General features: G+C 44.6%; 11 protein-coding genes and 1 other annotated feature. Of the genes, 4 read left to right on the forward strand and 7 right to left on the reverse strand.

Annotation, left to right across the window (positions count from 1 at the left end; translation table 11 throughout):
• Window positions 1-235: 235 nt before the first annotated feature.
• Window positions 236-486: a binding site (T-box leader), on the reverse strand.
• Between the two features lie 172 nt (window positions 487-658).
• Both BUB28_RS02270 and BUB28_RS02275 read right to left on the reverse strand, forming a co-directional pair.
• A complete protein-coding gene (locus BUB28_RS02270) occupies window positions 659-1,570 on the reverse strand; it encodes an MBL fold metallo-hydrolase (protein ID WP_207647071.1) in 912 nt (303 codons plus the stop codon).
• Complete coding sequence (locus BUB28_RS02275) at window positions 1,515-2,027, reverse strand: ATP-binding cassette domain-containing protein (RefSeq protein ID WP_072948287.1); 513 nt, start codon at window positions 2,025-2,027, stop codon at window positions 1,515-1,517. The genes BUB28_RS02270 and BUB28_RS02275 overlap by 56 nt, the downstream gene beginning before the upstream one ends.
• Before the next feature lie 146 nt (window positions 2,028-2,173).
• Here BUB28_RS02275 and BUB28_RS02280 point away from each other — a divergent pair, with 146 nt between their 5' ends.
• The gene (locus BUB28_RS02280) at window positions 2,174-2,680 is read left to right on the forward strand and encodes a TetR/AcrR family transcriptional regulator (protein WP_072948289.1); all 507 of its coding nucleotides are present in this window, start codon (window positions 2,174-2,176) and stop codon (window positions 2,678-2,680) included.
• 14 nt (window positions 2,681-2,694) lie between these two features.
• Window positions 2,695-3,849 (forward strand): MFS transporter, encoded by a 1,155-nt coding sequence (locus BUB28_RS02285; protein ID WP_072948290.1) that lies wholly within the window; start codon window positions 2,695-2,697, stop codon window positions 3,847-3,849.
• A 423-nt stretch (window positions 3,850-4,272) separates the two neighbouring features.
• On the opposite strand, the gene BUB28_RS02290 is transcribed toward BUB28_RS02285, so the two are convergent.
• The 5 genes from BUB28_RS02290 to BUB28_RS02310 form a co-directional block, all read right to left on the reverse strand.
• Complete coding sequence (locus BUB28_RS02290) at window positions 4,273-5,076, reverse strand: ABC transporter permease (protein ID WP_072948292.1); 804 nt, start codon at window positions 5,074-5,076, stop codon at window positions 4,273-4,275.
• A 6-nt stretch (window positions 5,077-5,082) separates the two neighbouring features.
• Complete coding sequence (locus tag BUB28_RS02295; RefSeq protein WP_072948294.1) at window positions 5,083-5,886, reverse strand: ABC transporter permease; 804 nt, start codon at window positions 5,884-5,886, stop codon at window positions 5,083-5,085.
• The gene (locus tag BUB28_RS02300; protein ID WP_081373347.1) at window positions 5,883-6,884 is read right to left on the reverse strand and encodes an ABC transporter ATP-binding protein; all 1,002 of its coding nucleotides are present in this window, start codon (window positions 6,882-6,884) and stop codon (window positions 5,883-5,885) included. Before BUB28_RS02300 ends, BUB28_RS02295 begins: the two co-directional genes overlap by 4 nt.
• Before the next feature lie 436 nt (window positions 6,885-7,320).
• Entirely contained in the window at window positions 7,321-8,304 is a 984-nt protein-coding gene (locus tag BUB28_RS02305) for a WYL domain-containing protein (RefSeq protein ID WP_072948296.1), read from the reverse strand.
• Window positions 8,288-9,550, reverse strand: coding sequence for a helix-turn-helix transcriptional regulator (locus BUB28_RS02310; protein WP_072948297.1), 1,263 nt, complete (start codon window positions 9,548-9,550; stop codon window positions 8,288-8,290). Before BUB28_RS02310 ends, BUB28_RS02305 begins: the two co-directional genes overlap by 17 nt.
• A 149-nt stretch (window positions 9,551-9,699) precedes the next feature.
• Here BUB28_RS02310 and BUB28_RS02315 point away from each other — a divergent pair, with 149 nt between their 5' ends.
• Together BUB28_RS02315 and BUB28_RS02320 are read left to right on the forward strand one after the other, a co-directional pair.
• Entirely contained in the window at window positions 9,700-10,935 is a 1,236-nt protein-coding gene (locus tag BUB28_RS02315; protein WP_072948299.1) for an RtcB family protein, read from the forward strand.
• A gap of 513 nt (window positions 10,936-11,448) precedes the next feature.
• Entirely contained in the window at window positions 11,449-12,918 is a 1,470-nt protein-coding gene (locus tag BUB28_RS02320) for a DUF2828 family protein (RefSeq protein WP_072948301.1), read from the forward strand.
• The last annotated feature ends 42 nt before the right edge of the window (window positions 12,919-12,960 follow it).

Here is a 12,960-nt window from a genome sequence, read left to right on the forward strand (position 1 = left end):
ATATTATTGATGTCCCAACTATCTCTTGAAGATATCTGCTTGTCTTTTTGCCGTGATACTGCGTTAGAAATCCTTGCCTTGCGTCAGCAAGGCGGCGGCTTTCTGCCTTGTCTCACGACAAAAATCCTGCGCATCTATTCTTCAAGATTTAATTGGTACATCAATAGTGATAGCATTTTTCACCTTCCTTTGCTTGGAACGATAAAAACAAAACCCGTCCCAAAGCGTAAGATTGCTTTGAGACGGGTATTATACAATACTCGCGGTACCACTCAAATTGCGGATATAAAAATCCGCCACCTCTTCGAAGTCTATCAACTTCTATGCACTAACGCAGCATTCACGGGAACCGTCTACTGGGTGTTTGAACCTTTGGGAGTTCCAGCTCAGAAGGGAGAAGTAAAGGTTACAGGCATTACTGATTCGCACCAACCATCAGTTCTCTGAAATGCTTTCGCCCTGACTATTCTTCGTCACAGCTTTTCTGTTACGATTTGCATTATATCACAAGTTGCATCTCTTGTCAAGAGGGAAACGCTCAAAAATGGAAAAAATAATTTCTAAAAAGCGTTTGATTATATAAAAATAAATTCTGCCATCAAGCTATCTTCTTCAAGTATTTCTAAAAGTTTATTCGTCAAATCCTCGTCTTGGATAACTATATCTCAGTTGGAGCAATGGTATATGACTTCATGCCGCCATGTCCGCCGAATATCTGCCATTTCCCTATACCGAGACGTTGAAAAAGTGCTGTTCTCTCAGCAGTGCAAAGCTCCTTGTCGGTATCTACTGACGTCATAAGTATTGGTGCATATCGGTTGTACTGTGCCTGCTGAGCGGTCATTTCTTTCATATTTACGAAAATATCACCTGTAAAAGCAATATGGTGATCGTAGTCAATAAGAACAGATTCTCCGGCAAGATGTCCGCCTTTACCCTCAAACAGCTCAAAATGCAGTTCTCCGAAATCAATGAAACCGGTCTGTTCTATAAGCTGACTTATTTCTTTTTTATCTCCTACAACGCTCAGTTTTTCAGCTGACACAGCAGTATATGAAGTAAGGACTTTGCAAATTCGTACATACGGCTTGTGCAGTGGATTCATCTCACGGAATCCGTCCTCGTTGTTACTTTCAAGCCGGAGACACTCCGCTGTTTTAGCGCTTGCATACACAGTATCGAAAATCGGCAGCAGTCCGCAGTGGTCAACGTCCGCATGAGTTATAAAGCATTTCTTTTTAATGCTGTCAAGTTCAGGGATAATGTTTCTGAAAACCGACAGCATTTCTTCTTTATAACAAGCGTAGCCTGTATCAATGAACAGGTATTTGTCACCGCTTTTTATAATAGCCGTATTGCTGCCGCACGGAGGCTCGATAAGGGTTATTACTGTATTCTCAGTAATATTATGATGAGTTATCCTTGGCGAGAAATTCCTGCCCCTTGAAGTCGCAAGTAACTCTGCAAAATGGCTTATGCTGTCAAAAGTACGGTAAGGAGATACACCGGTTTCATCAAGTATCTGCATAGCAAGGTTTGTATTGACTATCAAGTCCGTTGACCGGTTCATCGAGTACAAGAAGATCAGGGTTTCCAAGAAGAGCTATCCCGATACCCAGTCGCTGACGCATACCGAGAGAGAATTCTCCAGCCTTCTTTTTGCCTGTATCCGTAAGATTAACGATTTCCAGAATTTCAGAAATGTTCTTTTCGTTTCCGCCGTAAAGCAGAGAGAAACGATGAAGATTCTCATAGGCAGTAAGGTTTTTGTAAAGTCCAGGTGCCTCGATCAGTGAGCCGATCCTGCGCCTGCCCATATTGTCGATAGGCTTTCCGAACAGCTCGATCTCACCGCCGTCAGGGAATATCATACCGAGTATCATTTTCATTGTCGTGGTCTTTCCGGCGCCGTTTTTTCCGATAAATCCGTAAATATCGCCCTTGCGGATATTCAGGCTTATCTTGTCTGCCACAGTCTTCTGACCGTAGACCTTTGTAAGTTCTTTTGTCTTTAATACGTATTCCAAACTTCATTCCTCCCTGCGTATTGACTTTGGGATTTTATTGTGCTATGATATATATGGTTCATCTGTATCATCAGTATAGCATGGAAGTGCCCGAAAGTCAATAATATCGTGCAATTTGGTACACTTAGGGAGGTTTTGTATCATTTATGAAACGTACAAAAAACAAGCGTCCTCTGACGGTCAAGGACCGTATCGCAAGGGCGTTCATCAGACTGCTGAAAAAGCATGAATATCACGAGATAACTGTTGTGGACATAATCACAGAAGCGCAGGCAGGACGAGTGTCCTTCTACCGCAATTTCAATGAAAAGGACGATGTTCTGCGCTATTATATCACAAGCGTCACGGACGACTGGCTCTCGCAGACCGAGGAGAATTATCTCACGCTTACAAAAGAAAGCCTGAGTCCCTACATAGTATGGCTGTTTGAGCATATGTACGAGCATCGGGATGTGGTGAGTATCCTGATGAAAACGGACAAGCTGTATCTGCTCGAAGAAGAATTTGACAAGCGATTGTTCGCAAGACTGTCCGATACTGCTTCCCCGTGGGAGATCGTCTACAAGATCGGCGGCGTGTATAAGCTGTTCGTATACTGGGCGAAGAACGGCTATCAGCAAACACCGCAGGAAGTGGCGGCGCTTGTGAAATAAGGAGAGTAACGAATATGGGTTCAATGCTTCTTGCAGTGATTTATTTAGCGTTCATAAGTCTCGGACTTCCCGATTCGCTCCTCGGTTCCGGCTGGCCGACTATGCAGAAGGACTTCGGCGTACCGTCCTCTTACGCAGGGTATGTGTCCATGTCCATATCATTCATGACCATAATTTCCGCACTTCTTGCACCGACATTGATACGTAAGCTGCGTACACACCACATTGTAACAGGCTCGATATTGCTGACAGTAATAGGTCTTATCGGATTTTCGCTGTCAAAGTCCTATGCTATGCTGTTTTTATTTGTTGTACCATACGGTCTGGGGGCAGGCTCAGTGGATTCGGCACTCAACAACTACGTCGCAAAGCATTATTCATCAGCGGTGATGAATTTCCTGCACTGCTTCTACGGCGTAGGTGCAATGATAAGCCCCTACATCATGTCGCTGGCTCTTTCAAAAGCGCACTGGAACGAATGTTACCGCTGGACGGCATACATACAGTCGGGAATAATGCTCGTCTGTCTGTTTTCAGCTCCTCTGTGGAAGAAAAACGCCGAAGCCGACGATGACAGCGAGGAACATTCCGCAGGCATAACAGAAGCCCTCAGAATAAAGGGTGTTATCCCTACGCTGATAGCTTTTTACGCCTACTGTGCAGGAGAAGCGACCTGCTTTCTGTGGACTTCAAGCTACTTTATCGGAACAAAGACGATATCTGCACAAACAGCGGCGGCGTTCGGTTCTCTGATATTTGGCGGTCTGATGTTTGGCAGACTTATATCGGCATTCGTTTCAAATAAACTGAACGACAGACTTCTCATACGCATCGGAGTTGCCGTTGAAGCCGTCGGTATATTGTTGATATTTCTGCCATTTGAAGGCTATGTCCCTGCTGCGGTTGGCTTCGTGATAACAGGTGTCGGCATGGGACCTGTCTATCCTGCGATACAGCATATGGCTCCCGAGAATTTCGGCAGACAAAACAGTGCAGCAGTTATCGGTCTGCAAATGGCTTCGGCTTATATCGGAAGCACGTTTATGCCTATGGTATTCGGCCATTTACAGCAGGCTGTCGGTATCGGGATAATGCCTGTATATCTGACGTTATTCGCTGCACTGAACATCGGATTCCTTGAATATGCGTACAGGCGCCTGCTGTCATAACATCTGTCGTTAGTTCGCTGTATTCATTCGTTGACGGTGAGAAGATGCATCAAGAGTATTTAATCTGAGTAACGACTTAGCATCTTCATTTAATGTGAAATTGGCAATAAAAAAAGCAGCTGTAATAACCTCGATACTAATATAGAAGCTTATACAATTTATCTGGGGAAACCTTTCTGAAGGAAGGCTTTCCCCCTACCCCCTTTCCAAAGACTTTTTTAGCTGATTTTTTCTCAGATAGGGCACACCAAAATAAAAAAGCCCCGCAAGTAATGCAGGGTGTGCCCTATCTGAGAAAAAATAAAACTGAAAGTTTTAGGGAGAGAGTTTGAGAGAAGCCCCTTTTTCAAAAGGGGTTCTCTCAATAATTAGTGTAAAATTTCTATATGGGTATCAAGGTTATTTTCAGCTGCTTTTTCTTATTTATGAACCGGTACCGCTGTAGTTTTTGGCACCGTGCATCCATATCTTATAGCTGAGCCAGAAGAATGCGATGCCGATAACAGGCGAGAGCCACGACAGTACGGGTACTTTTTCGGGACGAAGTATAACAAGGCTGGGATAGTAGGCGATAAAGGCTATCGGCATGAGGAATGTAAAAATGAATCTGAATACGTTGCTGAAAATTGTGATAGGGTACTTAGCGTAGTCTCTGAATCGGTATGCTAAATCGAGCACGTAGAATGAATTCTGTATCCAGAAACAGGTCGCTGCCGCAGCGTTTTGCAGGGCTATCATTATAAGCGAAGCCGTTATGAGGAACACGATCAGTTTCAGCAGCATAAGCGGCGTGAAGCCCAGTCCGAGCTTTATCCATGAATAGATAAGCGTTACAAGTCCGAATGCAAGCTGTCCCAGACCTTTTATGTCGAAGACCTCCGACTGATAGTAGAAAAACATATTTATCGGTCTGAAGCAGTATTTGATGAAGTCGCCTGTGTAGACATTTTGTCTCAGGCTCCAGTTGTTGTCGAAGAAGCACTGCACAGGAGTAAGGGATATCAGTGAAAAGCCGTAAAGGAACAGCATTTCGTGGTAGTTCCAGCCCTTTATGGAAGGGAAGTTCCTGAATAATATCCAGAAGCTTATAAAGCCGGCTACATTTGTGAATATCATTCCTATAGTGGATATGATGAAGTCTGCACGGTAGCTCATTTTGCTTTTCAGATCCTGAGCCAGTATCTTGCAGTATATCTTAGCGTAGAAGCGTAAACCATTTCTTTTCATAAGTTATCAGCCTCCGTTTACAGTTATCTGACGCAGTGATGCCTTCCAGAACAGCTTGCTGACGATCATCATTGCTATGCACCAGATAAGCTGAGTTCCAAGAGTTGTAAGCACTGTTTCTGCGGTTGGAGCACCGTCCAGAAGGAGAGTGAGCGGTGCGTTGTATATTGACTGGAATGGCAGGAAGTTCACTATGGTTCTGAGTGTGTCGGGGAAGAATGCAAGGGGAATGGTAGCTCCCGAAAGCAGGAGAACTATGACCTGCTTCATGATGTTTATTCCCCATATGGACTCGGTGTAGAGACAGATCGTACCTACGATGAAGTCAATGCTGTAGTTGATAGAAATAGCCATGACAACGGAAAATATGAAGTACAGCAGATTTATCCCAAGGGGGATAGCTCCGTTGGTAACTATAGCCACGGCTATGAAGGTTGGCAGGAATGTCAGCAGGAACTTTGTAATGAACGAACCCGAAAACGACCAGAACAGATACTTCCGGTATTCCATAGGCTTTAAAAGGTCAAGAACTATCTTGCCCGACTGGATGCTCCTACCTATTTCCCAGACAGCGTACATCTCCATAAAATTGAAGAGGGCAGTTGCCAGAACAAGGTAAATAAGAGTATCCGAAAATGTCATGCCGTTTACTACGTCTGTGCCTGCAGATTCGTAAATAGCGTCCCACAGGAAGTATACCACTATGAGGTAAAGAAGATTTCCGATCACCATTACCACGAATGAAAGTCGGAACTGCAAGGCCTCTATAATGCCTGCACGGGTGAGGGAGAGGTACTTTTTCAGCTTCATTGTACTCCCTCCTCATATATCTTTTTGATGACCTCCTCGGTGGATATCTCTTCAAGCTGCATATCCTTTATATTATAGGAGTGCTGAAGCTTTCCGAGAACGTCTATAACTTTTGCCTTTTCTTCGTCAACGAGTACTGATATCCACTCGTCATCAGCAGATACGGAGAATTCGGGAAGCTCCTTTTGTATGTGTTCAGCCTGTTCTTTAAGGTCGCCGTCTATGCGGAGCTTTAGTGTACGGTATGAACCGAAGAAGCCTTTCAGGTGCTCGATATCGTTATCGTAGAGCATTTTACCCTTGTCGATGATAACTATTCTCTTGCAGAGGGCGTCAACATCGCCCATATCGTGAGTTGTCAGGATAACGGTGGTGTTTTTCTCCTTGTTCAGAGCGTGGATAAGAGTACGTATCTTTGCTTTCATTGATACATCGAGACCGATCGTAGGCTCATCAAGAAATACTATCTTCGGATCGTGGAGAAAAGCTGCAAGTATATCGCTGAGAGTACGCTGTCCAAGAGACATCTGACGGACAGGCTTGTGGAGCAGAGGCTCGATATCGACCAGCGAACGATATAGTTTGAGTATGCTTTCGTATTTTTCGTCGGGTATGCGGTAGATATCTTTCAGGAGCTTGAATGATTCCACAAGAGGGAGAGCCCACCATAGCTGAGAGCGCTGACCGAATACTACGCCTATTTCCTGAGCGTTTTTTGAGCGGTTATTATAAGGGACATTACCGCCTACAAGTATTTCGCCCGAGGTAGGTTCGAGAACGCCTGTCATCATTTTGATAGTTGTGGACTTTCCCGCACCGTTTGGTCCGAGATAACCCACTATCTCACCCTGCTCAATGGTCATTGAGATGTTGTCTACTGCTCGGACGGTCTTGTAATCCCTTGAAAACAGATCTTTAAGACTGCCTTTAAGTCCTTCGTGTCTGTTGAGCACCTTGAACTCTTTGCTTACGTTTTTGATTTCGATTATAGCTGACATAATATCCCTCTCTTTCTTGATTTCCTTGCTTTTTCTGTCAGAAAAAGTATTTTTTTAGTATATCACAATAGAAAATACAAGTCAAGATGAATTTTTTACTTTGTAAGTTTGCTTCTTATTCTATACATAATGTGGAGAACTATGATAAAATAAGCAAAAGGAGTCAAGCAGAAATGTGTTCCTGATATCACATGAACCATTATTCTGTCAAAAGAGTCCATTTGAAACAACTGATCTGTTTATCGGTGAAAGGTATAAAAAACCTTAAGTGGCAGCTGAGAAAATGCAGTTTGCAAATCTTTCTCAGCCCTCTTAAGGAAAATTGAGATTATCAAATTTTAATGGGGCTTGACTATGACAATGCCCTCATGTTGACGCTATAAGGTCTTTTCACAGTCTGTCTTGGTGAGCTCTGTGAATATAGATAGTATGGTTACTATCCATTATTACCGTAAAGCAGCTTATACTGCCGTTCAAGACGTTCCTTAGCCTGTGAGCGCAGGCTGTCAGGACCGAGTATCTCAATAACAGGTCCGAAGCTGAGCAGCATTATGAGCACTTCTGTTTCGTCCTGTTCGTCGTACCAAAGTTCCACAGTATACTCGTTCTTTTCGAGATCTCGCACGGTATGCTTTTCAAAAGAAGCAAATTCAAGCATAAAGCGCTCAACACCATTTCGCTCGTTTGTCACTCTTATAACAGCAGGCTCTTTGCATTTGCGGCTTCTGAAATAGTCATCAACGGAGACAGGTGTTCGGAATACTCGTCCTGTATCGGTTATGCTGCCTATACGTCCTATATTTATAAGACCGCTGCTGCGTATCATATCATTTCTTAGCAGATAGCAGTATGCACGGAATTTGCCGTTCTTAGGCGAGAACTCGATTTTCAGCAGTACAAATCTGCCGCTTGCGTCCTTACCGCGTCCTGTTTTAAAGCGTATATCAACTATCCTCCTGTTCTTTACAGCATCGAGAGCTGCACGGAAATTAGCAATGTATTTTTCATCGGAATAGTCATCATGGTCGGCAAATCTGTCCGTAAGTCTGAAATGCTCATGGCGGTACAGAGGCTTCACATCGGCAAGCTCGGTTTTTAGCTGCTCTATGGTCACATCGTCCATAAACAGCCTTATCCTCGGATCAGAGAGCTTCGCTTTGAGCCACATCTTCTGAAGCTTTGTAAGCACCTTCACAGGTGCTTTTTTGGTTATTCGCCTGAGAGTATTATCCTTTTCCCGTCTGAAAAGTCCCCAGTCCTCATCGCTTGGTATAAGCTTCTGAGGCAGGAAAAGTATGGAATCACGAAAGCCTTCACTAAGCACAGTGTCGCGTACAGTCTTTTCATCGGTGACTTCTTTTTCGAGCAGCTTAGCCGCTATTCGGAAATATGTACCATATATCTCACTGAATATGTTCATCTTCGCCACCTCCGTACATTCTGTACATTCTGGAAATATCCCTGTAAAAACGCACACGCACTTTCTGAGTGCCGCCGTCTATTGAAACTATTCGTCCGATAAAAGTCTTAGCCCAGTGCATTATCTCATTTGGGTCGAACACATCGGCGGTTAGAGTATAAAGTCCGTCGCCTGCCTTTTCGAGCACAGCGCAGCGCTTTTCGCGTTCAAGACGCTCGATTATAAAGGGCTCTCTTTTCTCATCAACAGTAAAGGTTATCTTTATTGCATCGACATTGCCTATTTCATGGCGATTACCGAAGGAAACTCCGAAACAGCGCTGTATATTCACATCATAGCGCTCTCTGAGCCTGTCGTAGTCAGTGCAGACAGTGTTTCTCTTTATCTGTTTTATCCTGTCAAGTCTGTATGTGGAGAATCTGCGCGTTTTCGGCACATATGCAGCAATATACCGCCTGCCTGTCTGAACGGAGACAAGTATCTGCATAGGTATTATTATCTCCTCCGCAGGTTCATCATCAGCTCTTACCGCAAATTTCCTGATTATGATACTGCTTTTATCATCAATAGCCGCCAGTATTTCGGGAACAAGTATATCTTCAAGGGCGTGTATCATATAATTATGCTTTATATGGAAAAGCTCGTTCTTTATACCGACAGCTTTCATTATGCTGTTGCCGATAACGCCGAAATCAGGAGCTTCCGAAAAGAACTTCAATGCGTCAGCAAGTCCCTTGTATTTCTCTATGTATTCATCTGTGCAGGCAGCTGAAAGCGAATAATACATAGTTTTGCCCTGCTTTTCTGCAACGATTATCCCTTCTTCGGTATATTCTTTTAGCTTGTTGCGGACTGTCTGGTCGTCAAAAAGCTGCTCATACTCATTGTTGAGAGTATCGGTAAGCTCCCTGAGAGTGCGGCTTTTTCCGTCACATAGAATGTCTATAAGAAAAAAATGAAGCTTTATATCGTTATCGGTAAAGCTCTTGGAGTAATATGCGTTATATAGCGGATTTTCAGAGATATGACAGCTGTCTACGGATATGGAAACACTTCTGCCGTGAACAGAGTCGTCATAGCGCATATAATCCTGCATCCAGCTCTCTACGCGGCGTTTTTCGTCATCGTAGGTGCGGACGCTCTTTTTGTCGAAATCACTTCTGACCTTACAGCCGTAAACGAAGAAATCACGAACATATTCTCTTGTTTTACTGAAATTCTTTATAAGCTCCGAAAATCCAGCCATTACAGCTACACTCCTTTCTTTATTAATATATTATCAGAAAAATCTGTTATTTTCAAGTGACATATGAGTGTTCGCAGATTTTTTTATATGATTATTTCCATTTCATGTGATATACTAAAGTCAAGCTAAAGGAAAGAGAAGTGAAAGAAATGTTCGTACATTATGAAAAGAATCAGAATATGCTCCCCATAAAGATATGGCAGACAGATATGGAAGCTGTCGGCACAAAATGTATCGAACAGGCGGAGCACCTTGCGAAGCTTCCCTTCGCATACAAGTGGATAGCACTTATGCCCGACACTCATGCAGGCAAGGGTATGCCAATAGGCGGAGTCATTGCCTGTGAGGACGTTGTTATCCCGAATGCGGTAGGAGTCGATATAGGCTGCGGTATGGCGTATGTTCAGACCGATATCCCTGTATCGCTTCTCCGTGAGACAATAACAGGCAGCGGCAACCTTGTACAGACTATCTGCGGCGATATTCTGAGAAATATCCCGACAGGCTTTGCACATTACAAGACAATGCAGGCTTCTAAGGTGCTTGACCGCGCAAAGGCTGAAATGGGCCGCTACGAAGCCGATAATGAGCTTATCCCTCAGATAGAGGAGGGATACTATCAGGCTGGTACACTTGGAGGAGGCAATCATTTTATAGAAATACAGCAGGACGACGACGGAATGTGCGGTATAATGCTCCATTCGGGCAGCCGTCATTTCGGAAATATCGTCGGACAGTACTTCAATAAGATAGCACATGAACTGAACGACAGATGGTTCTCACAGGTACCCAATGAATGGAATTTACCGTTCCTGCCTGTTGATACCGATGAGGGACAGCGTTACCTTGCATGGATGCAGTTATGTATGGACTTTGCCTACGAAAACCGTGCAATAATGCTCGGTAAGGTGAAGGATATCTTCACAAAGCATATCGAGAAGCACACAGGCATTGTACCTGTTTTCTCTGACGAGATAAACTGTCATCACAACTATGCGGCTCTTGAGAATCACTTCGGTAAGAATGTATGGGTACACCGTAAGGGTGCTATCCGTGCAGGTGAAGGCGAAATGGGCATTATCCCGGGAGCTATGGGTTCATACAGCTATATAGTTCGCGGCAAGGGCAATCCCGACAGCTTCATGTCCTCATCTCACGGAGCAGGCAGAGCTTACTCAAGAACAGCAGCAAAGGACACTTTCTCTGTAGAGTCAGTAATGGTGGACTTAAAGGAGAAGAAAGTAGTTCTTGCTAAGAATAATAAGGGCGATGTTGCTGAAGAAGCACGTTTCGCCTACAAGGATATCAACGACGTAATGGCTAATCAGCAGGATCTTACTGAACCTGTAAAGAAGTTATTTACCGTCGGAGTAGTAAAAGGCTGATTTTTCGCCGCTTCCAGCAATTATGGCAGTTCGTTCCAGAACGGGTTCAACTCCCAAAGCGACGAGTTTTAAGACACTGACAGCAGATGTTTAATGAAAATGGATTATTCATACAGTGTCTTGGCAGCGTGACGCTGCACCCTTCCACGTTGGCGCTTGTTTCACGCGCTCAACCTTATCAGAAATGATGATTTCACATCGCTTACAGCACATTTATAAATAAATTATTTTCGGCTCTGACAGCATTATTTAGGGACGCAGGAAGCTGCCCTACAGGGTAAGCACTGTGCAAAAAATGAGCCGCGAATAAGTCAGCAACAGCATATAAAATTGGTGAATACAGGTTCAAATCCTGTCCTGCGGAAACGTATGGTACAAGATGCTGACTTGAAAGCTCCGACAATAAAGTTGTGCCGTAAGCGATGTACACAGTACGCTACAAAGAGAAATAAGCGAGTTTACGAGCGCCATCGTTGATGTCACCGGCGTCACGCCGGTGAAAGGAGAATTACTATGCTTAACTTTTTAAAGAAGGAATCCAACCTGACATATACCGAGAACGGCGGTACTGCTTACCGTTCAACAACTTCCTTCTGCCTTGATATGTTTTTCAAGGCAGGAGCAATGAGAAATTCCACAGCAGAGGAGATAGCAGACGTGGTAACACGCGCTTACGCCGAGGATCCCGACAAGACTATGAAGATAGTCTTCTTTGCCCGTGATGCAAGAGGCGGTCTGGGTGAAAGACGTTTCTTCCGCTGCGCTGTTTCCGCACTGATAAAGACAGCTCCAAAGGCTATAGAGAAGAATATCCCTATGTTTGCTGAGTACGGCAGATATGACGACCTTTGCGTACTGCTGGGCACTCCTCTGGAGAAGGCAGCTGCAAAGGAAATAAAGGCGCAGCTGGACAAGGATATCGCAGCTATGAAGAGAAACGGTCAGGCTTCTCTGCTGGCTAAGTGGCTGCCCTCTGTAAACGCTTCCTCTAAGGATACACGTAACAAGGGCAGACGTATGGCAGCTTTGCTGGGTATGAGCGAGCCTGCATACAGAAGATCTCTGTCATCTTTGAGAGCGTACACAGATATCCTCGAAAACCGTCTCCGTGAGCGTGACTACACATTCGATTATGAGGTGCAGCCTTCCTGCGCTATGTTCAAGTATCGCCGCGCTTTCATCAGAAATGATAATGAGCGTTATGTAGGTTACCTGAACAGCGTAAACCGCGGCGAAACAAAGCTGAACGCCGACAGACTGTTCCCCTACGACATAGTAAGAGCAGCACTTACAGGCAATATCTCTGAAACTGAGAGAAAGTCTCTGGACGCTGCATGGAAGTCCCGGCCCGATCTTACAGCTTCAAGACGCGAGAACGCCATAGCTGTCATTGACGGTTCGGGTTCCATGACCTGCGGCAGAGGTATACGTCCCATAGATGCGGCACTGTCGCTGGGCATATACTTCGCAGAGCACAACACAGGTGCTTTTGCCAACCACTTTATCACGTTCTCCGAGTCTCCCCGAATAGTGGAGATAAAGGGCAGGGATATCGTGGAGAAGGTTCGCTACTGCAACACCTTCAACGAAATAGCAAACACCAACCTTGAGGCGGTATTCCTGCTGATACTCAAGACCGCAAAGAAGTATAAGGTATCGAAGGAGGAAATGCCTTCCAAGATATACATAATCTCCGATATGCAGTTCGACTACTGTATTGTCGGCGGCAACGACGAGTCTATGTTCCGTGAGATGAGAAAGCTGTTCAGAGCCAACGGCTATGAGCTGCCTGATATCGTTTTCTGGAACGTCAACAGCAGATGTGACGCGATGCCTGTTACACGCTCCGAAACAGGAGCTGCGCTGGTATCCGGCTACACACCAACAATATTCGATATGGTCATAGGCGGAGAAGTCTCCCCTGAGGCTGTAATGGATAAGATACTGGCTTCAAAGAGGTATGCACTTATAACGGCTGCATAAGACTAATATTTTTCCCACCTGAAAGGGTAGGGATTACAATAA

This window comes from Ruminococcus flavefaciens, assembly GCF_900143025.1.
Lineage (GTDB): Bacteria > Bacillota > Clostridia > Oscillospirales > Ruminococcaceae > Ruminococcus > Ruminococcus flavefaciens_I.

Bases quoted from the DNA above. Each gene is read 5' to 3' on its own strand.
- BUB28_RS02270 (WP_207647071.1), bottom strand. From the start codon at position 1,570: ATGAACCGGTCAACGGACTTGATAGTCAATACAAACCTTGCTATGCAG.
- BUB28_RS02280 (WP_072948289.1), top strand. From the start codon at position 2,174: ATGAAACGTACAAAAAACAAGCGTCCTCTGACGGTCAAGGACCGTATC.
- BUB28_RS02285 (WP_072948290.1), top strand. From the start codon at position 2,695: ATGGGTTCAATGCTTCTTGCAGTGATTTATTTAGCGTTCATAAGTCTC.
- BUB28_RS02290 (WP_072948292.1), bottom strand. From the start codon at position 5,076: ATGAAAAGAAATGGTTTACGCTTCTACGCTAAGATATACTGCAAGATA.
- BUB28_RS02295 (WP_072948294.1), bottom strand. From the start codon at position 5,886: ATGAAGCTGAAAAAGTACCTCTCCCTCACCCGTGCAGGCATTATAGAG.
- BUB28_RS02300 (WP_081373347.1), bottom strand. From the start codon at position 6,884: ATGTCAGCTATAATCGAAATCAAAAACGTAAGCAAAGAGTTCAAGGTG.
- BUB28_RS02305 (WP_072948296.1), bottom strand. From the start codon at position 8,304: ATGAACATATTCAGTGAGATATATGGTACATATTTCCGAATAGCGGCT.
- BUB28_RS02310 (WP_072948297.1), bottom strand. From the start codon at position 9,550: ATGGCTGGATTTTCGGAGCTTATAAAGAATTTCAGTAAAACAAGAGAA.
- BUB28_RS02315 (WP_072948299.1), top strand. From the start codon at position 9,700: ATGTTCGTACATTATGAAAAGAATCAGAATATGCTCCCCATAAAGATA.
- BUB28_RS02320 (WP_072948301.1), top strand. From the start codon at position 11,449: ATGCTTAACTTTTTAAAGAAGGAATCCAACCTGACATATACCGAGAAC.